Origin of the sequence: Pseudoxanthomonas sp. SE1, from assembly GCF_029542205.1 — a bacterium.
Classification (GTDB): domain Bacteria; phylum Pseudomonadota; class Gammaproteobacteria; order Xanthomonadales; family Xanthomonadaceae; genus Pseudoxanthomonas_A.
Genome location: NZ_CP113783.1, coordinates 1,348,901 through 1,367,301, shown reverse-complemented (window position 1 = coordinate 1,367,301; position 18,401 = coordinate 1,348,901). Strand labels below are relative to the sequence as shown.

Annotated in this window: 15 protein-coding genes; 4 read left to right on the top strand and 11 right to left on the bottom strand. The window is 65.1% G+C overall.

Annotated features, from left to right (window positions below; genetic code table 11):
- Positions 1 to 163: 163 nt before the first annotated feature.
- From OY559_RS06285 to OY559_RS06250, 8 genes are all read right to left on the bottom strand, one after another.
- Positions 164 to 1,006, bottom strand: a complete 843-nt coding sequence (locus OY559_RS06285; RefSeq protein ID WP_277729202.1) for an ABC transporter permease subunit — start codon at positions 1,004 to 1,006, stop codon at positions 164 to 166.
- Complete coding sequence (locus tag OY559_RS06280; RefSeq protein WP_185742000.1) at positions 1,003 to 1,917, bottom strand: ABC transporter permease subunit; 915 nt, start codon at positions 1,915 to 1,917, stop codon at positions 1,003 to 1,005. The genes OY559_RS06285 and OY559_RS06280 overlap by 4 nt, the downstream gene beginning before the upstream one ends.
- On the bottom strand, positions 1,914 to 3,050 hold the full coding sequence (gene potA, locus OY559_RS06275; protein ID WP_277729201.1) for an ABC transporter ATP-binding protein: 1,137 nt from the start codon (positions 3,048 to 3,050) through the stop codon (positions 1,914 to 1,916). Before potA ends, OY559_RS06280 begins: the two co-directional genes overlap by 4 nt.
- 101 nt (positions 3,051 to 3,151) lie before the next feature.
- Positions 3,152 to 4,273 carry a polyamine ABC transporter substrate-binding protein gene (locus tag OY559_RS06270; RefSeq protein ID WP_277729200.1) on the bottom strand — a complete coding sequence of 374 codons (1,122 nt, stop codon included), beginning with the start codon at positions 4,271 to 4,273 and terminating at the stop codon, positions 3,152 to 3,154.
- Positions 4,274 to 4,477: 204 nt separating this feature from the next.
- Positions 4,478 to 5,593 carry a polyamine ABC transporter substrate-binding protein gene (locus tag OY559_RS06265; RefSeq protein WP_277729199.1) on the bottom strand — a complete coding sequence of 372 codons (1,116 nt, stop codon included), beginning with the start codon at positions 5,591 to 5,593 and terminating at the stop codon, positions 4,478 to 4,480.
- Between the two features lie 90 nt (positions 5,594 to 5,683).
- Positions 5,684 to 7,048 carry an aspartate aminotransferase family protein gene (locus tag OY559_RS06260; RefSeq protein ID WP_277729198.1) on the bottom strand — a complete coding sequence of 455 codons (1,365 nt, stop codon included), beginning with the start codon at positions 7,046 to 7,048 and terminating at the stop codon, positions 5,684 to 5,686.
- A 150-nt stretch (positions 7,049 to 7,198) separates the two neighbouring features.
- Positions 7,199 to 8,590, bottom strand: coding sequence for a glutamine synthetase family protein (locus OY559_RS06255; protein WP_277729197.1), 1,392 nt, complete (start codon positions 8,588 to 8,590; stop codon positions 7,199 to 7,201).
- 102 nt (positions 8,591 to 8,692) lie between these two features.
- Positions 8,693 to 9,454 carry a gamma-glutamyl-gamma-aminobutyrate hydrolase family protein gene (locus OY559_RS06250; RefSeq protein WP_277729196.1) on the bottom strand — a complete coding sequence of 254 codons (762 nt, stop codon included), beginning with the start codon at positions 9,452 to 9,454 and terminating at the stop codon, positions 8,693 to 8,695.
- Positions 9,455 to 9,662: 208 nt separating this feature from the next.
- Between OY559_RS06250 and OY559_RS06245 the strand changes: the two genes are divergently transcribed.
- The 4 genes from OY559_RS06245 (at position 9,663) to OY559_RS06230 (ending at position 14,625) form a co-directional block, all read left to right on the top strand.
- On the top strand, positions 9,663 to 11,042 hold the full coding sequence (locus OY559_RS06245) for a glutamine synthetase family protein (protein WP_277729195.1): 1,380 nt from the start codon (positions 9,663 to 9,665) through the stop codon (positions 11,040 to 11,042).
- Between the two features lie 157 nt (positions 11,043 to 11,199).
- The gene (locus tag OY559_RS06240; RefSeq protein ID WP_277729194.1) at positions 11,200 to 12,486 is read left to right on the top strand and encodes an NAD(P)/FAD-dependent oxidoreductase; all 1,287 of its coding nucleotides are present in this window, start codon (positions 11,200 to 11,202) and stop codon (positions 12,484 to 12,486) included.
- 97 nt (positions 12,487 to 12,583) lie between these two features.
- Positions 12,584 to 13,888: a GGDEF domain-containing response regulator gene (locus tag OY559_RS06235; RefSeq protein ID WP_277729193.1), complete on the top strand. Its 1,305-nt coding sequence runs from the start codon at positions 12,584 to 12,586 to the stop codon at positions 13,886 to 13,888.
- A 275-nt stretch (positions 13,889 to 14,163) separates the two neighbouring features.
- The gene (locus tag OY559_RS06230) at positions 14,164 to 14,625 is read left to right on the top strand and encodes a bacteriohemerythrin (protein ID WP_277729192.1); all 462 of its coding nucleotides are present in this window, start codon (positions 14,164 to 14,166) and stop codon (positions 14,623 to 14,625) included.
- Positions 14,626 to 14,675: 50 nt separating this feature from the next.
- Here OY559_RS06230 and OY559_RS06225 read toward each other — a convergent pair whose 3' ends face one another.
- The 3 genes from OY559_RS06225 to OY559_RS06215 form a co-directional block, all read right to left on the bottom strand.
- Positions 14,676 to 15,953 carry an MFS transporter gene (locus OY559_RS06225; RefSeq protein WP_277729191.1) on the bottom strand — a complete coding sequence of 426 codons (1,278 nt, stop codon included), beginning with the start codon at positions 15,951 to 15,953 and terminating at the stop codon, positions 14,676 to 14,678.
- A 136-nt stretch (positions 15,954 to 16,089) separates the two neighbouring features.
- The gene (locus tag OY559_RS06220) at positions 16,090 to 17,592 is read right to left on the bottom strand and encodes an aldehyde dehydrogenase (protein WP_277729190.1); all 1,503 of its coding nucleotides are present in this window, start codon (positions 17,590 to 17,592) and stop codon (positions 16,090 to 16,092) included.
- Positions 17,593 to 17,744: 152 nt separating this feature from the next.
- The gene (locus OY559_RS06215) at positions 17,745 to 18,293 is read right to left on the bottom strand and encodes a type II toxin-antitoxin system RelB family anti-toxin (RefSeq protein WP_277729189.1); all 549 of its coding nucleotides are present in this window, start codon (positions 18,291 to 18,293) and stop codon (positions 17,745 to 17,747) included.
- Between the last annotated feature and the right edge of the window lie 108 nt (positions 18,294 to 18,401).

Genomic DNA, 18,401 nt, shown 5'->3' with positions numbered 1-18,401 from the left:
TGCCTGGCCGACATCTTCGGACGGCGTGTGTTAGCGGATCGTCGTGGCTTTGTAGGAGCGCCCTAGGGCGCGATGCTTTCCCTACACCCCAACAAAAAGCATCGCGCCCTAGAGCGCTCCTACAAGGGGATCGGGATGCGGCAGGCGCGTGGCTGCCACCGCATCAGCCGTTCTCCTGCAACGCCAGTTGCACGTCGCGCTGGCGACGCTTCTCCTCGCGATACATGAACCACCAGCCCAGGAACGCCGCCACGCTGACCACCAGGATCATCAGCGTGGCCAACGCATTGATCTTCGGGCTCAGGCCTCGTCGCACCGACGAGAACACCTCGATCGGCAGCGTGGTGGAACTGGGCCCGGCAACGAAGCTGGCGATCACCACATCGTCCAGCGACAGCGTGAAGGCGAGCAGCCATCCGGATACCAGCGCCGGCGCAATGATGGGCAGCGTGATCAGGAAGAACACCTTGATGCGGTTGGCACCCAGGTCCATCGCCGCTTCCTCCAGCGATTTGTCCAGCTCGGACAGGCGTGAGGACACGACCACCGTGACGAACGCCAGGGTGAAGGTGACGTGCGCGATCCAGATCGACAGGATGCCGCCCGGCTTGAAGCCTATGAACTGCCCCAGCGACACGAACATCAGCAGGATCGACAGGCCGATGATCACCTCCGGCATCACCAGCGGCGCGGTGATCAGCGCACCGAACAGTGTCTTGCCGGGAAAGCGGCGCATGCGGGTCATCACCAGGGCCGCCATCGTGCCCAGTACCACCGCGGCGCTGGCGGTCCAGAACGCGACCTTGATGCTGATCCATGCGGCGCGCAGCATCTTCTCGTCGCGGAACAGCTCGCCGTACCACTTGAACGAGAAACCCGACCACACCGTGGCCAGGCGCGACTCGTTGAAGGAGTACACCATCAGGATGAAGACCGGCACGTACAGGAACGCGAAACCCAGCCCGAGCACCACCCAGTTGACCGTGCGTTGTCCGACGCGGCTCATGTCAGCCTCCCTTCCAGTTCGCGTTGCTGGACGCGGTTGAAGATCAGGATCGGGATCAGCAGCAGGATCAGCATGACGATGGCCACGGCGGATGCGGCTGGCCAGTCGCGATTGTTGAAGAACTCGCCCCACAGCACCCGACCAATCATCAGCGTATCCGGGCCACCCAGGAGTTCCGGTATGACGAATTCACCCACCGCCGGGATCATCACCAGCATGCAGCCCGCGATGATGCCCGCCTTCGACAGCGGCAGCGTGATGGTGAAGAACGCTTTCCACGGCTTGGCGCCCAGGTCGTAGGCCGCCTCCAGCAACCGGTTGTCGTGCTTCACCAGGTTGGTATACAGCGGCAGCACCATGAACGGCAGATAGCAGTAGACGATGCCGATGTACGCGGCCATCGGCGTGTACAGGATCTGCAGCGGTTCGTCGATGATGCCGATCTTCATCAGCAGGTTGTTGAGCAGGCCGTTGTTCTTGAGGATGCCGATCCACGCGTAGACCCGGATCAGGAACGATGTCCACGACGGCAGCACCACCAGCATCATCGCGATGTTGCGCGACGAAGGCGGCAGGCGTGCGATGACGTAGGCGATCGGGTACGCCACCAGCAAGGCCAGGAACGTTGAAATGGCCGCGATCTTGATCGAGCTGAGATACGCCTGGATGTACTGCGAGTCGGTGAAGAGCGCGGTGTAGTTGCCCAGGTTGAGCTTGAGCGTCAATGCCTCGTCGATGTATTCGAGGATGGGCGTGTACGGCGGCATCGCGATCGCCAGCTTGGCGAACGAGATCTTCAGCACGATCAGGAACGGGATGGCGAAGAACAGCAGCAGCCACACGTAGGGCACCGAGATGACGCCCCAGCGTGGCCCCGGCAGGCGCTTGCCCAGGGAACGGAGGATGTTCATGAGGTCAGCACCACGCCGTCGTTGTCGCCCCACCACACCCAGACTTCATCATTCCAGGTGAGTCCCTCGCTGGCCCAGCGCTGCACGTTGGCGAAGTTGGCCATGAACTTGTAACCGCTCGGCAGGCGCACGTGGTAGACCGAGTGGCTGCCGAAGTAGGCGATGTCCTCGATCACACCCTTCGCCTTGTTGTGCGGCTGTTCCGGTTCCTGCTTGCCGATGCCCAGCTTCTCCGGCCGCACCGCGAAGCCGACTTCCTGTCCTTCGAAGCCGGAGATGCCATGGCCGATGTAGATCGGATCCGGCAGCTGCGGCGAGCGGATGGTGACGTAGTCGGCTTCGTCCTCCTCCACCACGCCTTCGATCAGGTTGACCGAGCCGATGAACTCGGCGGCGAAGCGACTGGTGGGTTGCTCGTAGATTTCGTCGGGCGTACCGACCTGGCGGATCCAGCCCTGGTCCATCAGCGCGATGCGCGTGGCCATGGTCATCGCCTCTTCCTGGTCGTGGGTGACCATCACGCAGGTCACGCCCGACTTCTCGATGATGCTCACCAGTTCCAGCTGCATCTGCGAGCGCAGCTTCTTGTCCAGCGCGCCCATCGGTTCATCGAGCAGCAACAGCTTCGGGCCCTTGGCCAGGGAGCGCGCCAGCGCCACGCGCTGCTGCTGGCCGCCGGAAAGCTGATGCGGTTTGCGCTTGGCCAGCTTGCCCAGCTGCACCAGCGCGAGCATCTCTTCCACGCGCTTCCTGATGGCATCCTTGGACAGGCCATCCTGCTTCAGGCCGAAGGCGATGTTCTGCTCCACCGTCATGTGCGGGAACAGCGCATACGACTGGAACATCATGTTGAGCGGCCGCTCGTACGGGGGCAGATCGTTGAGCAGCTGACCGTCCAGATAGATCTTGCCGGACGAGGGCTTTTCGAAGCCTGCCAGACATCGGAGCAGCGTCGACTTGCCGCTGCCCGATCCACCGAGCAGGGCGAAGATCTCGCCCTTGCGGATGGTCAGGTTGGTGTCGTCCACCGCCACGAAACCATCGAACTCCTTGCGCACATCGACGATGCGCAGATACTCCTGCGCATTCGCCTTGCCGTTCTGTGCCGCGCCGTTGCCCTGTTCTGCCGCCATGGAGTTCCCCTGGTCGCCGGGCTGCATGGGCGCCGGCCTGGATGTGGGTATGTACGATCACCGGGTACCGGGACGGACCACGTCCGCCCCGGCCGCGGTGCTTACTTGCCGGTCTTCAGTTCCGTCCAGATGCGGGTGTACTGGCGGTCCACTTCCGGCGGAATGATGGCGAAGGTGAACAGCTTGGCCTCGACCTCGGGCGTCGGATAGATCGTCGGATCCTCGGTGATCGTCTTCTCCATCAGATCCTTCGCCTTGGGGATCGCATTCGGATAGCTGATGAAGTTCGAGTTGTTCGCCATCACCTGCGGGTCGAGCAGGTAGTTGATGAAGGCATAGGCCTCATCGACGTGCTTGGCGCCCTTCGGGATGGCCAGCATGTCGAACCATTGCGGCGCGCCTTCCTTCGGAATCGCATAGGCGATGTTGACGCCGTTGCCCGCTTCGGCGGCGCGGTCGCGCGCCTGGATGATGTCGCCCGACCAGCCCACGACCAGGCAGGTATCGCCATTGGCCATCGCGTCGATGTACTGCGAGGAGTGGAAGTTGGTGATGTACGGGCGGATCGTCTTCAGCAGGGCGGCGGCCTTGTCGATCACCGCCGCGTCCTGGCTGTTGGGATCCTCGCCCAGGTAGTTGAGCGCGATCGGGATGATCTCCGAGGGCGTGTCCAGGAAGGTCACGCCGCAGTCCTTCAACTTGGAAATGTTCTCGGGCTTGAACACGATGTCCAGGCTGTTGGCGATATCGGTATTGCCGAAGGCCGCCTTCACCTTGTCCACGTTGTAGCCGATGCCGGTGGTCCCCCACATGTAGGGGATCGCATGCTGGTTGCCGGGGTCCTGGTTCTCCAGCCGCTTCATGATGGCCGGGTCGAGGTTGGCGTAGTTGGGGATCTTGCTCTTGTCCAGCGGCAGGAACACGCCGGCCTGGATCTGCCGGCCGAGGAAGTTCATCGTCGGCACCACCACGTCGTAACCGCTGCTGCCGGCCAGCAGCTTGGTTTCCAGCACCTCGTTGCTGTCGAACACGTCGTAGGTCACCTTGATGCCGGTGCTCTTCTCGAAGTTCGGGATGGTGTCTTCGGCGATGTAGTCGGACCAGTTGTAGACGTTGACCTGCTTGGCGCCGCCAGTGTCGGTGCCGCCTTCTCCGGCGGGTTTTCCGCCGCATGCGGCGAGGGTGCACAGGGCCAGGGTGGTTGCCAGTACGCGCAGTTTCATCAATCTCTCTCCGTTCGGCCCGCAAGGGCGGCTTGATGTGGTCCCGTACCGGCCTATGGCCGCCGCGGGCATGCTGTCATTGCAATGGCCTGTTCCGTGCCGGCGTTGCTCCCCTTCTCCCCTCCCCTGTGTCGCCACCCGCTCCCGTGGGTGACGCCACGATGACGAAGGGCGCGTCCGTCCTGGCCCGCGCCCTCGTGTGTTTCAGCGTCCGGTCTTCAGCTCCGTCCAGATGCGCGTGTACTGGCGATCCACTTCCGGCGGCAGCACCGCGAAAGTGAACAATTTCGCGTCCACGTCCGCCGGTGGATAGATCGTCGGATCCTCGGCGATGCTCTTCTCGACCAGCGGCCGGGACGCCGGCACCGGGTTCGGATAGGTCACGTAGTTGGTGTTCGCCGCCGCTACCTTCGGGTCGAGCAGGTAGTTGATGAAGGCGTAGGCGTTGTCGACATTCTTCGCATCCTTCGGGATGGCCAGCATGTCGAACCACTGCGGCGCACCTTCCTTCGGGATCGAGTACGCCACGTTGACGCCGTTGCCCGCCTCTGCCGCGCGGTCGCGCGCCTGGATGATGTCGCCCGACCAGCCGACCACCAGGCAGACATCGCCGTTGGCGAGGTCATTGATGTAGGAAGACGAGTGGAAGTTGCGGATGTACGGCCGGATCGACTTCAGCAGCGCCGCCGCCTTGTCGATGGTGGCCGGATCGAAACTGTGCGGGTCTTCGCCCAGGTAGTTCAGCGCGATCGGGATCAGCTCCGACGGCGTGTCCAGCACCGTGATGCCGCAGTCCTTCAGCTTGGCCGCGTTCTCCGGCTTGAACACCACGTCCCAGCTGCCGGTCACGGCGGTTTCGCCGAAGATGGCCTTGATCTTGTCGACGTTGTAACCGATGCCGCTGGTGCCCCAGAGATACGGCACGGCGTACTGGTTGCCCGGGTCCTGCAGCGCGATGCGTTCGAGCATCTTCGGGTCGAGGTTCTTCAGGTTCGGGAGCTTGCTCTTGTCCAGCGGCAGGAACACGCCGGCCTGGATCTGGCGCCCCAGGAAACTGAGCGACGGCACCACCACGTCGTAACCACTGCTGCCGGCCAGCAATTTGGTCTCGACCATCTCATCACTGTCGAACACGTCATACGTGACCTCGACGCCGGTGGACTGCTCGAAATTGGGGATCGTGTCCTCCGCGATGTAGTCCGACCAGTTGTAGACGTTGAGGGTCTTGGAGGGCGCGCCGTCGGCGGCCGTCTCGTCCTTGCCGCCACAGGCAGCCAGCACGGCGGCGGCCAGCATGACGGTGAGGGTCTTGAGCTTCATCGGGTTCTCCATGGAATCAGGATCGGGGAGGGAACCATCATACGCCCGGGCCGCGGCGCTGTGACGCAGCGCACGGACCGTTCGATGACGCTACATCCCGAGGTCCGCCGCGGTGTCGTCGAGGGCCTTCCACGTCTTGTCGAACAACTCGTCCACCTGCGCGCGGGTGATCACCAGCGGGGGCGACAGCAGCATCGCATCCCAGGTGGCGCGCAGGATCAGTCCGTGCTTCAGCGCGTGGTCGCGGCAACGCGGGCCGACGGTACCGCGCTCGGGGAAGAACGCACGTTTGCCCTTGTCCGGCACCAGTTCCAGTGCGCCGACCATGCCGGCGATACGCGCCTGCCCGACCAGCCGGTGCTCGCCCAGTTCGGCCCAGCGCTGCGCCAGGTAAGGCGCGACCTCGTTCTTCGCACGCTCGACGATCTTCTCGTCCTGCAGGATGCGGATGTTCTCCAGCGCCACCGCCGCGCAGACCGGGTGGCCGGAATACGTGGCGCCGTGCGCCAGTTCGCCCCCCTGCTCCTTCAATACCTTGGCCACGCGGTCGTTGAACATCGCGGCACCCAGCGGGATGTAACCCGAGGTGATGCCCTTCGCCACCGGCATGATGTCGGGCTGGAAACCGAAGTACTGCGAGCCGAACCACTCGCCGGTGCGGCCGAAGCCGCAGATGACTTCATCGGCCACCAGCAGCACGTCGTACTGGCGGCAGATGCGTTCGATCTCGGGCCAGTAGGTCTTGGGCGGAATGTAGACACCGATGGCACCCATGATGGGTTCGCCGATGAAGGCCGCCACGCGCTCCGGCCCCAGTTCCAGGATCTTCTGCTCCAGCCGGCGCGCCGCGACCAGGCCGTACTCGTCCTCCGACAGCTCGCCGCCGTCGGCGAACCAGAACGGCGGATCAATGTGGTGGATGTCCGGGATCGGCAGGCCGCCCTGCTTGTGCATCCCCTTCATGCCGCCGAGGCTGGCACCGGCCATGGTGGTGCCGTGGTAGCCGTCGTGGCGGCCGATGAAGATGTTCTTCTGCGGCTGGTCCTGCACCGCCCAGAAGTGGCGGACCATGCGCAGGATGGTGTCGTTGGCTTCCGAACCGGAATTGACGAAGAAGGAATGGTTGAGGTCGCCCGGCGCCAGTTCCGCCAGCTTCGCCGCCAACGCGATGGTCGGCTCGGTGGTGCACTGGAAGAAGCTGTTGTAGTAGGCAAGCTGCGTCATCTGCTTCGACGCCACCTCGCCCAGTTCCCGGCGGCCGTAGCCGATGTTGACGCACCACAGGCCGGCGAAGGCATCCAGCAGCTGGTTGCCGTCCGCATCCCAGACATAGCATCCCTCCCCCTTGGTCAGGATGCGCGTGCCCTTCTTCGCCAGCGCGGCGTTGTCGTTGAACGGATGCAGGTGGTGCTCGGCGTCGAGCTTCTGCAGGGTGCGGGTGTCGAGTCGGGTCATACAGGCTCCAATGATTGAGCCCCTCTCCTATTGGGAGAGGGGTTGGGGTGAGGGTCCGACAGAACCATCGGCGGTGAACCATCCCGATGCCGCGGCACCCTCATCCGGCGCGTCGCGCCACCTTCTCCCGGCGGGAGAAGGGCACAGCATTCAAACGTTCAACAACAGGAACTCCCGCTCCCACGAACTGATCACGCGGAAGAAGGTTTCGTATTCCTTGCGCTTCACCGATACGTAGGCGCGCACGAAACGCGCCCCCATCAGTTCCTGCAGGGGTTTGCAGTCTTCCAGCGCATCCAGCGCCTCGCCCAGCGAGCGGGGCAGCTCGAAACCGAGATCCTGCGCACTACTGGAAAGCGGTTCGGTCGGCTTGAGCTGTTCGCGGATGCCCAGCAGGCCGCAGGCCAGCGTCCCGGCCATGGCGAGATAGGGGTTGGCATCGGAACCCGCGAACCGGCTTTCCACCCGCATGTTTTCCGGCGTGTCCATCGGCACGCGCAGGCCGCAGGTACGGTTGTCGTAGCCCCACTGCACGTTGATCGGCGCCACCTGCCCCAGCGCCAGCCGGCGATAGGAATTGACGTTGGGACCGAAGAACGCCATCGCCATCGGCACGTATTTCTGCAGCCCGCCCAGGTAATGGCCGAACAGCTTGCTGCCCTTGCCTTCGGTCTTGCCGGTGAAGACATTGCGGCCGGTCTTCACGTCCAGCAGGCTCTGGTGGATGTGCATGGCGCTGCCGGGCTCGTTCTCCATCGGCTTGGCCAGGAAGGTGGCGTACACGCCATGGCGCATCGCCGCCTCTCGCATCGTGCGCTTGAACAGGAACACCTGGTCCGCGCGCGACAAGGCATCGTCGTGGGTGAAGTTCACTTCCAGCTGCGCGGCGCCGGATTCGTGGATCAGCGTGTCCACGTCCAGCTCCATGGCATCGCAGTAGTCGTACATCAGGTCGAGGATGGGGTCGAATTCGTTGACCGCATCGATGGAGTACGACTGGCGTGCCGTTTCGGGGCGGCCCGAACGACCGGCGGGCGGCAGCAGCGGGAAATCGGGATCGGTGTTCTTCTGCACCAGGAAGAACTCCAGTTCCGGCGCCACCACCGGCCGCAATCCTTCCTTTTCATAGGCCGCCAGCACGCGCCGCAGCACATTGCGCGGAGCCAGGTCGTGCGGCTTGCCGTCCTTGGTGTGGCAATCGTGGATGACCTGCGCGGTGGGATCGGTGGCCCACGGCACCATGCGGACGGTGTCCGGGTCGGGACGCAGGAACATGTCCGAGTCCGACGGTGACGTCAGGTCGTAATAGTCGTCGGGATAATCGCCGGTGACGGTGGTCGCGAAGATGCCTTCGGGCAGGCGCGTGCCGTAGTCGTGGCTGAACTTGTCGGCGGGGATGATCTTGCCGCGCGCGATGCCGGTGATGTCGGGCACCAGGCATTCGACTTCGGTGATGCTGCGCTCTTTCAACCAACGGCGCAGTGAACTCTCGGAAGGCTCGGCGGCCGCGACGGTCTTTCGTTGTGTCTGTTTCTGGCTCATGGGGAACACGGTCCTGGGAAGGGAGGCGCCGGCGCGAGGGCCAGCCACATCGGACACGGGCGCTTCAGCGCCCGCCCTCCCATGGCGGTGGATGCCGCCGCTTCATGCCACGGCTCCGCGGCGTGCCGCACGGGCGCGACAGGCATCGCCGAATGCCCGGAAAAGTGCAAGGTAGAACGGGTTGTCCGCGACCTTCCATTCGGGATGCCACTGCACCGCCAGCATGAACGCCGGTCCGTCGTGGCGGAAGGCCTCGATCAGGCCGTCCGGCGCCTGCGCTTCGACGACCAGCCCTTCGCCCAGGCGACGCACGCCCTGGCCATGCAGCGAATTGACGGTGGCACGCGTGTCACCGACCAGCGTGGCAAGCACGCCACCCGGCACCAGCGCGATGCCGTGCGCAGGGCCGTACTGCACGTCCAGCGGATCGTCCTTGTTCTCGCGGTGATCCATGAAACCGGGCTGCTCATGGACCTTCTGGTACAGCGTTCCACCGAAGGCGACGTTCACTTCCTGGAAGCCGCGGCAGATGGCAAGTACCGGCACGCCCATCTCGATGGCGAGCGGAATCAACGGCAGGTTGGTGGCGTCACGGCGCGGATCCAGCAGGTTGCCCTCGTAGCTGGACTCATCGCTGTAGTGGTGCGGCTCGATATTGCTCACCGCCCCGGTCAGCAGCAGGCCGTCGAGGCCGTCGAGTACCTGGCGCAGCGGCAACACCGGGTCCAGCGTCGGCACCAGCAGTGGCATGCAGCCCGCCCCGTCGACCACCGCGCGCACGTACTTCTCGCCAACGGCAAGAAAGGGATGCGCACCGATTTGCTTGTGGTCGGTCGGCAGACCGACCCGCGGCAGCGAGGTCATGCGGGAAGCCCGGAATGGCTTGCAGGCAAGTTAACCCGGCCGTTTTATTTTTACAACACGAAGCCCTCAAATGACGTTTTCGGCGCTGATATGGTGCGCTGCGGCACCAATTTCGGGCGTTTCATCAACCTGCCGGATCTATCGCGTTGAGTATTCTTGACGCGCCGACTGCTCTGCTAAGCTGCCCGCAGCCTCCTGGATGACCACCATGCGCCCCGATTCCGCTGCGCCTCTCCTGCCTGCCGACGATGCCGCCACGCTGGCGTCGATCCCCGATTGCGAGCAGATCGACCTGCTGCTGCCGGACATGAACGGCCTGCTGCGCGGCAAGCGCATCACGCGCGAGGCACTGGAGAAGGTCTATCGCGACGGCGTGTGCCTGCCGATGTCGCTGATCGCCACCGACATCACCGGCAATACCGTCGAGGAAACCGGGCTGGGTTACGACATCGGCGACGAGGACCGCGTGTGCCGCCCCGTGCCGGGCTCGCTGCGGCCCGTGCCATGGTCGCCGCGCCCTGCCGCACAACTCCTGCTGAGCATGGAAGACGCACAGGGCGGCATGTTCGAAGCCAATCCGCGCGAAGTGCTGAAGCGCGTGCTGGCGCGCTATGCGGCGCGGGGCTTGAAGCCGGTGGTGGCGGTGGAACTGGAGTTCTACCTGTTCGACCAGCGTATGGACGACGCCGGTCGCCCACGCACCTCGATCAATCCGGCGACCGGCCAGCGCAACACCAGCACGCAGGTCTACTACATGGAAGACCTCAACGACTACCGCGGTTTCACCGATGCGGTGGCCGCCATCTGCCGGGCGCAGCGCATTCCCGCGGACACTGCGGTGGCGGAATACGCACCGGGCCAGTTCGAGATCAACCTGAAACACCGCGACGACGCCCTGCTCGCCTGCGACGACGCCATCTACCTGAAGCGCGCGATCAAGGCCGCCGCGCAGCAGCAGGGGTTGATGGCCAGCTTCATGGCCAAGCCGTTCGCCGAACAGGCCGGCAGCGGCATGCACATCCACGCCAGCGTGCTGGATGCCGAGGGCCGCAACATCTTCGCCTCGCCGCCGTCGGCACCGGCCGATGCCCTGAAGCACGCCATCGGCGGCCTGCAGCGCAGCGACCAGGATTGCCTGCTGCTGTTCGCACCGCATGCCAACAGCTACCGGCGCTTCGTGCTGAATGCCTTCGTGCCGCTCAATGACGCCTGGGGCTACAACAACCGCACGGTCGCCATGCGCATCCCGCACAGCGACGAAGCCAACACGCGCATCGAACACCGCATCGCCGGTGCCGATGCCAACATCTACCTCGTTACCGCCGCCGTGCTCGCCGGCATGCTGCACGGCATGGAACAGGGCTTCGATCCCGGCCCCCCGGTCACCGGCAACGCCTACGAGCAGACCGAGGTCCGCACACCGTTCTGGCGCGAGGCGATCGGCGCGTTCATGGGCAGCGAGTTCATCCGCGAACAATTCGGCATGTCGTTCCAGCACATCTACGGCCAGCAGAAGCTCAAGGAGATGCACAGCTTCTATACCGAGGTGACGGATCTGGAATATGCGTGGTATCTGCGGTCGGTGTGAGACGAATGTCGCGCGCTCTTCCAGTCGTCATTCCGGCGTACACCGGGCTCTCAACCGCCGAACGGCGGGTCATCCACGTTGCTGTTTCGCTGTCCGGCCGCTGCAAGAGCAAGATGGATTCCGGCGTACGCCGGAATGACGGCCGAGAGATCTCGTGATGTCGTCTTCTGGCGCTCTTTATCCCGACAGCTGGTACGCCGCCAGCACCACGCCACTGCCCGCACAACCGGTGCTGGAAGGCCGCATCGACGCCGACGTCTGCATCCTCGGCGCCGGCTACACCGGGCTGTCGGCGGCGCTGGAACTGTCGGAGGCCGGTTACAAGGTGGTCGTGCTGGAAGCCGAGCGCATCGGCTGGGGCGCCTCCGGCCGCAACGGGGGCCAGGCCATCGCGGGCTTCAGCTGCGGCGAAGCGAAGCTGGAGGCGCTGGTCGGGTTCGATGACGCGAAGAAGATGTTCGACCTGTCGCTGGATGGCCTGCGCTGGCTACGTGGCCGCATCGACCGGCACGACATCGACTGCGACTGGCGCGACGGCCACGCCACGGTGCCGATCAAGCCACGCCAGCAGCGCGAGGTCGAGCATGCAGTCGAGGACTTCAACACCCGTTACCAGCACCCGGTGCAATGGTGGAACCGCGATCGCCTGCGCAGCGAACTGGCCAGCGACCGCTACCTCGGCGCGATGTACGACCCGGTCAGCGGCCACCTTCACCCGCTGGCATACGCACTGGGCCTGGGTCGCGCCGCACTGGATGCGGGCGTGCGGATCTTCGAGGGGTCGCGCGTGACGCAGCTGGTGCGCGGCGCACGCCCCGTGCTGAAAACGGCACAGGGCGAAGTCGTCTGCGACACCGCGATCCTCGCCGGCAACGCGCTGCTGCACGGCATCGCGCCGGAACTGGAATCGCGGATGATGCCGGTGGGCACCTACATCGCCGCCACACCACCGTTGGGCGAGGCGCGTGCCCGCGACCTGATCCGCAACGACATGGCGGTGGCGGACACCAACTGGGCGCTGGACTACTTCCGCCTCGGTCGCGACCATCGCCTGCTGTTCGGCGGTCGCGCCAGCTATTCGACGATGACGCCCCCGAACCTGCGTGGCGTGATGACGCGGCGCATGCACCGCGTGTTCCCGCAACTGCACGACGTGGGCATCGAGTACCTGTGGGGCGGGATGATCGACATTTCGCTCAACCGGGCGCCGCACTGGGGCCGGCTGGCGCCCAACCTGTACTTCGCGCAGGGCTTTTCCGGCCATGGACTGATCGCGGCGGGGCTTGCCGGAACCACGCTGGCCCAGGCCGTCCGCGGCCAGTCCGAGCGGCTGGACCTGTTCGCGAAGATCGACCACCGTCCCTTCCCCGGCGGACGCGCCCTGCGCACGCCCTTGCTGGTGGCGGCGATGGCCTGGTTCAAGCTGCGCGACGCGCTCTGGTGAACCGACCCGCAAGCGATCCGATTCCGTGACGGCGCTCTCAAGTACACCCCGGGCCGGTCGATAACGGGTTCATGGATACCCCGTAGCGCCGATGACGATGCCGACACCCCTGCGTGTTCCGCCCACCCCCGCCACGCCTTCGCCCTTGCCCCAACGGATCATGGTGGTGGAGAACTCGCGCACGCACGCGCGACTCATCGGCGAGGCCATCGAACAGAAACTCAGTCTGCCGGTGGTCTACGCGTCCACGTTGGCCGAGGCGCGGACGATGCTGGAAAAGCATCCGGACTGGTTCATGGTGGTCACCAGCCTGGTGCTCGCCGATGGCAGCCACGACGACGTGGTGGAGTTCTTCCTGTCGCGCCAGCTGCCGACGGTCGTGGTCAGCGGCGTCTACGACGACACCCTGCGCGAGCAGGTGCTGCGTCGGCAGGTGGTGGACTACGTGCTGAAGAACACCCCGGGCAGCATCGACTACCTGGTGTGGCTGGTGCAGCGGCTGGAACGCAACCGCCGCATCGCCGCGCTGATCGTCGACGACTCGCGCTCGGCACGCCAGCATGCGGCAGCGCTGCTGTCGATGTACGGTTTCCGCGTGGTGGAAGCGGCGGATGGCGAAGCCGGCCTTGCGATGCTCGACGCCAACCCGGACATCCGCCTGGCGATCGTCGACCAGGAAATGCCCGGCATGAAGGGGCATGAATTCACCCGCCGGCTGCGTGCACGCCATGCGCGCGACCACCTGGCGATCATCGGCATCTCGGGCACCAGCGACGGCAGCCTGGTGCCGCGCTTCCTGAAGAGCGGCGCCAACGACTTCCTGCACAAGCCGTTCTCGCGCGAGGAATTCTTCTGCCGCGTGTCGCAGAACATCGACCAGCTGGAGCTGATCGGTACGCTGCAGGACCTGGCCACGCGCGACTTCCTGACCGGCCTGCCGAACCGTCGCCACTTCCTGGCCGAGTGCCACGCGCTGCTGCCGAACACGCTGGGCCGGCAGCAGGCGGTCACCTCCGCCATCATCGACATCGACCATTTCAAGCACATCAACGATACCCATGGCCATGAGGCCGGCGACGTCGCATTGAAGGCCGTCGCACAGGCGATCGCGCGACATGCCGGCACGCAGGACCTGATCGCCCGCTTCGGCGGCGAGGAGTTCTGTGCACTGGTGCCCTACCTGGGTGAAAGCGAGGCACTGGAGTACTTCGAGTCGCTGCGCACCGCGATCGAAGCACTGGAGGTCGACATCGGCAGCCACACGCTGCGCATGACCGTCAGCATCGGTGTCTTCCGGACGCGCTTCCCGGGCCAGACACTCAATCATCTGCTCAGCGAAGCGGACCGGCGCCTGTACCTGGCCAAGGCCGGCGGGCGCAACCGGGTGGTGTCGAGCGGTTGACCTCTCTCTGTAGGAGCGACGTGAGTCGCGACCGGAAGAATGAAGCGCCCGCGAAAGCCCGATGCGGGCACGCATCGACTTGGCACTGAAGAAGCCCCTCTCGCCCCAGGGGTACCGAACGCGTCAGGTCGGCGGTCGCGACTCACGTCGCTCCTACAAGAGCCCATAGGCCCCTGCGACCACCTGCCGCAGCATTGATCCCGATCAATGCCACGACTTCGGTGCGAACCTAAATTCCCTGCGCATTCCGGCATCCGCCGGCAGGGGATACACACATGACACTGCTGATCTGGCAGGACGACATGGACACGGGCATCGACATCATCGATGGCCAGCACCGTCGCATCGTGGAGATGATCAACCATCTGCATGTCACCCAGAAGTCGATGGAACGCTTCGCCGTAGGCGACGTGATCGACGAACTGGTCGACTACACCCTCTCGCACTTCGCCTTCGAGGAGGAGCTGATGGAGGAAGCCGGCTATCCGTTCAGCGCCGCGCACAAGCGCGTGCACGAGGTGTTCACCAAGCGGGTCTCCGAGTACCGGCTGCGCTTCGAAGCCGGCGAGGACATCGTGGACGAACTGCGCAGCATGCTCTCGCGCTGGCTGTTCAACCACATCCGCAATGACGACAAGGCCTACGCGGACTCGGTGAAGCGGCACCTCAACCAGTTCGTGAGGGACCACCAGCAGGACGGCTGGCTCACCCGCACCGTGAAGCGCCTGTTCGGGTAGCGTGCGCCGTGCGCACGACCACGCGATGCTCCGCCGTGCGCGCGGGTAATCTACCGGCGGCGCGGCATGACCAGCAGCGCCACAAGCGTCATGGCGGCCATCGCCGCCAGATACCAGCCGACCGACGCAAGTCCGTATCGTTCACCCAGGCGCGTGGCGATATAGGGCGCTGGCGACGCGCCCAGGATGCCCGCCAGGTTGAATGCCAACGACGCGCCGGTATAGCGCACCGCCGTGGGAAACATCTCCGCCAGGATCGTGCCGCAGGGCCCGTAGGTCAGCCCCATCGCGCCCAGCCCCAGCGCCAGGAAAGCGAGCACGCCGAGGTCACTGCCGGATTCCAGCAACGGGGCGAAGACGAATCCGAAACCGATGATCAGCAGCGTGGCCACGATCATCGCGTTGCGACGCCCGAAACGGTCGGCGTACAACGCCGACACCGGGATGGTCAGCGCGAAGAACAGCACGCCGACCATCTGCAGCATCAGGAAATGCTCGCGCGAGTAGCCCAGCTTCGACGTGCCCCAGCTCAGCGCGAACACGGTCATGAGGTAGAACAGCACGAAGGTCGCCACCAGCGCGAAGGTGCCGGTCACCAGTGCGAACGGATGGTCGCGCACGGTCGTCAGCATCGGCACCTTGACGCGCTCGTCGCGGTCCAGTGCCTTCTGGAAATCGGGCGTCTCGGTGATGCTGAGCCGGACCCACAGGCCGACGAACACCAGCACCGCGCTGGCGACGAACGGGATGCGCCAGCCCCAGGCAAGGAACTGCGCATCGCTCATCACTCCGGTCAGCAGCAGGAAGATGCCGGTCGAACACAGGAAACCCAGAGGCGCGCCGAGTTGCGGGAACATGCCGTACCACGCGCGCTTGCCGGGCGGCGCATTCTCCGTCGCCAGCAGCACCGCACCGCCCCACTCACCGCCCAGGCCGATGCCCTGCCCCAACCGGCACAGCGCCAGCAGCAGCGGCGCCACGATGCCGACCTGGGCATAGGTGGGCAGCAGTCCGATCAGCACCGTCGAGATGCCCATCGTCAGCAGCGCCGCCACCAGCGTCGCTTTGCGGCCGATGCGGTCGCCGAAGTGGCCGAACAGCGCCGACCCCACCGGCCGCGCGATGAACGCCAGCGCGAACGTTGCGAACGACTGCAGCGTCGCGGTGGTGGGGTCGCCCTGCGGGAAGAACAGATGCGGGAACACCAGCACCGCTGCCGTCGCGTAGATGTAGAAATCGAAGAACTCGATGGTGGTGCCGATCAGGCTGGCGAACAGCACGCGGCCGGGGGAGTTGGTGGGCGTGGAGGCTGCGGCGGTGGCGGTCATGGACGGGCCGATGGGTGGGTCGGGGCGATTCTGGCAGAACCACAAGCGGCGGTGCTCAGTGGGACTTCCCTCTCCCCGCCTCGCGGGGAGAAGGAACAGCGCGGCCCCGCGATGCAGCAAGAGGGAGAGATGGCGATCAGCTCCCCAGATTGATCCACGTCGCCTTGATCTCCGTGTACTTGTCGAAGGCATGCAGCGACTTGTCGCGGCCGTTGCCGGACTGCTTGTAACCGCCGAACGGTGCGGTCATGTCGCCGCCGTCCCAGTAGTTCACCCACACGCTGCCGGCACGCAGCCTGCGCGCCACGCGATGCGCGCGGCTGATGTCGCGCGTCCACACACCAGCCGCCAACCCGTACTCGCTGTCGTTGGCCATGCGCAACGCTTCTTCCTCGCTGTCGAACGCGATCACCGACAGCACCGGACCGAAGATCTCCTCACGGCTGATCGTGTGGTCGTGCGCCACGTTGTCGAAGATCGTGGGCTCGAGATAGCAGCCGCCCGCTTCCACGTCGGCGCGCTGGCCACCCAGCGCAAGCCGGGCACCTTCGGCCTTGCCCTTCTCGATGTAATCGAGCACGCGCTGCGTTTGTCCTTCGTCGACCATCGCGCCCATCGGCGCACCAGGATCGAGCGGATGGCGCGGGCGCATCGCCTTGCCGGCCTCGACCACGCGGGCAACGAATTCCTCCTTGATCGACCGCTCCACCAGCAGGCGCGAGGCTGCGGTACAGACTTCGCCCTGGTTGTAGAAGATGCCGCTGGCAGCCGCCTTCGCGGCCACGTCCAGGTCATGCGCGTCGGCGAAGACGATGTTCGGGCTCTTGCCGCCGCACTCCATGTAGGCACGCTTCATGTTCGACAGGCCTGCGCACTGCAGCAGCCGCTTGCCAACGGCGGTAGACCCGGTGAACACCAGCCCGTCCACGTCCATGTGCAGCGCCAGCGGCTCGCCTGCGGTCTTGCCGAACCCCGGCACCACGTTGAGCACACCGGCCGGAATGCCGGCCTCGATGGCGAGTTCGGCCAGGCGGATCGCAGTGAGCGGCGATTTCTCCGAGGGCTTCAGCACGATGGAATTGCCCATCGCCAGCGCCGGGGCGAGCTTCCACGACGCCATCAGCAGCGGGAAATTCCACGGCACGATCGCACCGACCACGCCCAGCGGTTCGCGCGTCACCAAGCCGAGTTCGTCCGGCCCCGTCGCGGCGACTTCGCCATAGACCTTGTCCAGCGCTTCGGCGGTCCAGCCCATGCAGCGGATGGTGGCGGCAATATCGACGCTGCGCGCGTCGCTGACCGGCTTGCCCATGTCGAGCGATTCCAGCAGCGCCAGTTCGTCCGCATGCTGTTCGATCAACTGGGTGAACTTGAGCAGCACTTTCTTGCGATGCGCCGGTCGCGCGTTGGACCACGCGCCTGCATCGAAGCTGCGTCGCGCAGCGGCGACCGCGCGGTTGATGTCCTCTTCCTGCCCATCGGCGACCCGGCCCAGTACGCGCCCATCGATCGGGCTGATGCAGTCGAAGGTCTTGCCCGAGGCGGCATCGACGTACTTGCCGTCGATGAAGGCCTGCGTGCGGATCGACAAGCCGGCGGCCATCGCTTGCCAGTCCTGTTGCGTGCGGGGGTTGCTCATGGAAGCTCCTGGCTGTGTTCCCTTCTCCCACCGGGAGAAGGTGGCGCGAAGCGCCGGATGAGGGTGCGGCGGGGTCCGGGATGCCGGAACTGCGCTGGCTTCACCGTACCCTCACCCCAACCCCTCTCCCGACGGAGAGGGGCTCAAATCGTTCAGAACGTCGCCGGCGTATTCGCGCTGACGATCACCGCATCTTCTTCACCGACATTGCGGAAACGGTGCGGCGTGCGGCTTTCGAAGTAGTAGCCCTCGCCGGCCTTCAATACGCGGATCTGCTCGCCTACGGTGACCTCCACTTCGCCGGCGATCACCACGCCGCCCTCCTCGCCGTCGTGCGCCAGCATGCTGTCGCCGGTGTCGCTGCCCGGCGGCATCACTTCGCGCAGAATGCACATCTGGCGCTGCGGGCGGTGCTGCCCGACGAGGAAGTAGTGGATACCGTTGCTGCCGACGTCCGGCAACTCGTCGGCCACATAGAACGGGCTGTCGGGCAGGCCCTTCTCCAGGTCCAGCGTGAAGAAGTCGGCCAGCGAGATCGGAATGCCGTCCAGCACCTTCTTCAGCGAGCTGACCGAGGGACTGACCTTGTTCTGCTCGATAAGCGAGATGGTGCTGTTGGTGACGCCCACGCGCTTGGCCAGCTCGCGCTGGCTGAGGCCTTTGGATTTGCGGACCAGTTGCAGGCGTGCGCCGATGTCCATCACCACCCTGACAGGAAAGCGGAAAGTGTTGCGGGATACTTTACACCCCTGGGCAGCCCTGTTGGAAAGCCCCGGACCCCCATTTGTAGGAGGGGCTTCAGCCCCGAC

Excerpts from the sequence above, each read along its gene's own strand:
- potA (WP_277729201.1), bottom strand. The coding sequence starts at position 3,050 with ATGGCGGCAGAACAGGGCAACGGCGCGGCACAGAACGGCAAGGCGAAT.
- OY559_RS06230 (WP_277729192.1), top strand. The coding sequence starts at position 14,164 with ATGACACTGCTGATCTGGCAGGACGACATGGACACGGGCATCGACATC.
- OY559_RS06285 (WP_277729202.1), bottom strand. The coding sequence starts at position 1,006 with ATGAGCCGCGTCGGACAACGCACGGTCAACTGGGTGGTGCTCGGGCTG.
- OY559_RS06255 (WP_277729197.1), bottom strand. The coding sequence starts at position 8,590 with ATGAGCCAGAAACAGACACAACGAAAGACCGTCGCGGCCGCCGAGCCT.
- OY559_RS06225 (WP_277729191.1), bottom strand. The coding sequence starts at position 15,953 with ATGACCGCCACCGCCGCAGCCTCCACGCCCACCAACTCCCCCGGCCGC.
- OY559_RS06265 (WP_277729199.1), bottom strand. The coding sequence starts at position 5,593 with ATGAAGCTCAAGACCCTCACCGTCATGCTGGCCGCCGCCGTGCTGGCT.
- OY559_RS06270 (WP_277729200.1), bottom strand. The coding sequence starts at position 4,273 with ATGAAACTGCGCGTACTGGCAACCACCCTGGCCCTGTGCACCCTCGCC.
- OY559_RS06245 (WP_277729195.1), top strand. The coding sequence starts at position 9,663 with ATGCGCCCCGATTCCGCTGCGCCTCTCCTGCCTGCCGACGATGCCGCC.
- OY559_RS06220 (WP_277729190.1), bottom strand. The coding sequence starts at position 17,592 with ATGAGCAACCCCCGCACGCAACAGGACTGGCAAGCGATGGCCGCCGGC.
- OY559_RS06280 (WP_185742000.1), bottom strand. The coding sequence starts at position 1,917 with ATGAACATCCTCCGTTCCCTGGGCAAGCGCCTGCCGGGGCCACGCTGG.
- OY559_RS06235 (WP_277729193.1), top strand. The coding sequence starts at position 12,584 with ATGCCGACACCCCTGCGTGTTCCGCCCACCCCCGCCACGCCTTCGCCC.
- OY559_RS06215 (WP_277729189.1), bottom strand. The coding sequence starts at position 18,293 with ATGGACATCGGCGCACGCCTGCAACTGGTCCGCAAATCCAAAGGCCTC.
- OY559_RS06250 (WP_277729196.1), bottom strand. The coding sequence starts at position 9,454 with ATGACCTCGCTGCCGCGGGTCGGTCTGCCGACCGACCACAAGCAAATC.
- OY559_RS06260 (WP_277729198.1), bottom strand. The coding sequence starts at position 7,048 with ATGACCCGACTCGACACCCGCACCCTGCAGAAGCTCGACGCCGAGCAC.
- OY559_RS06240 (WP_277729194.1), top strand. The coding sequence starts at position 11,200 with ATGTCGTCTTCTGGCGCTCTTTATCCCGACAGCTGGTACGCCGCCAGC.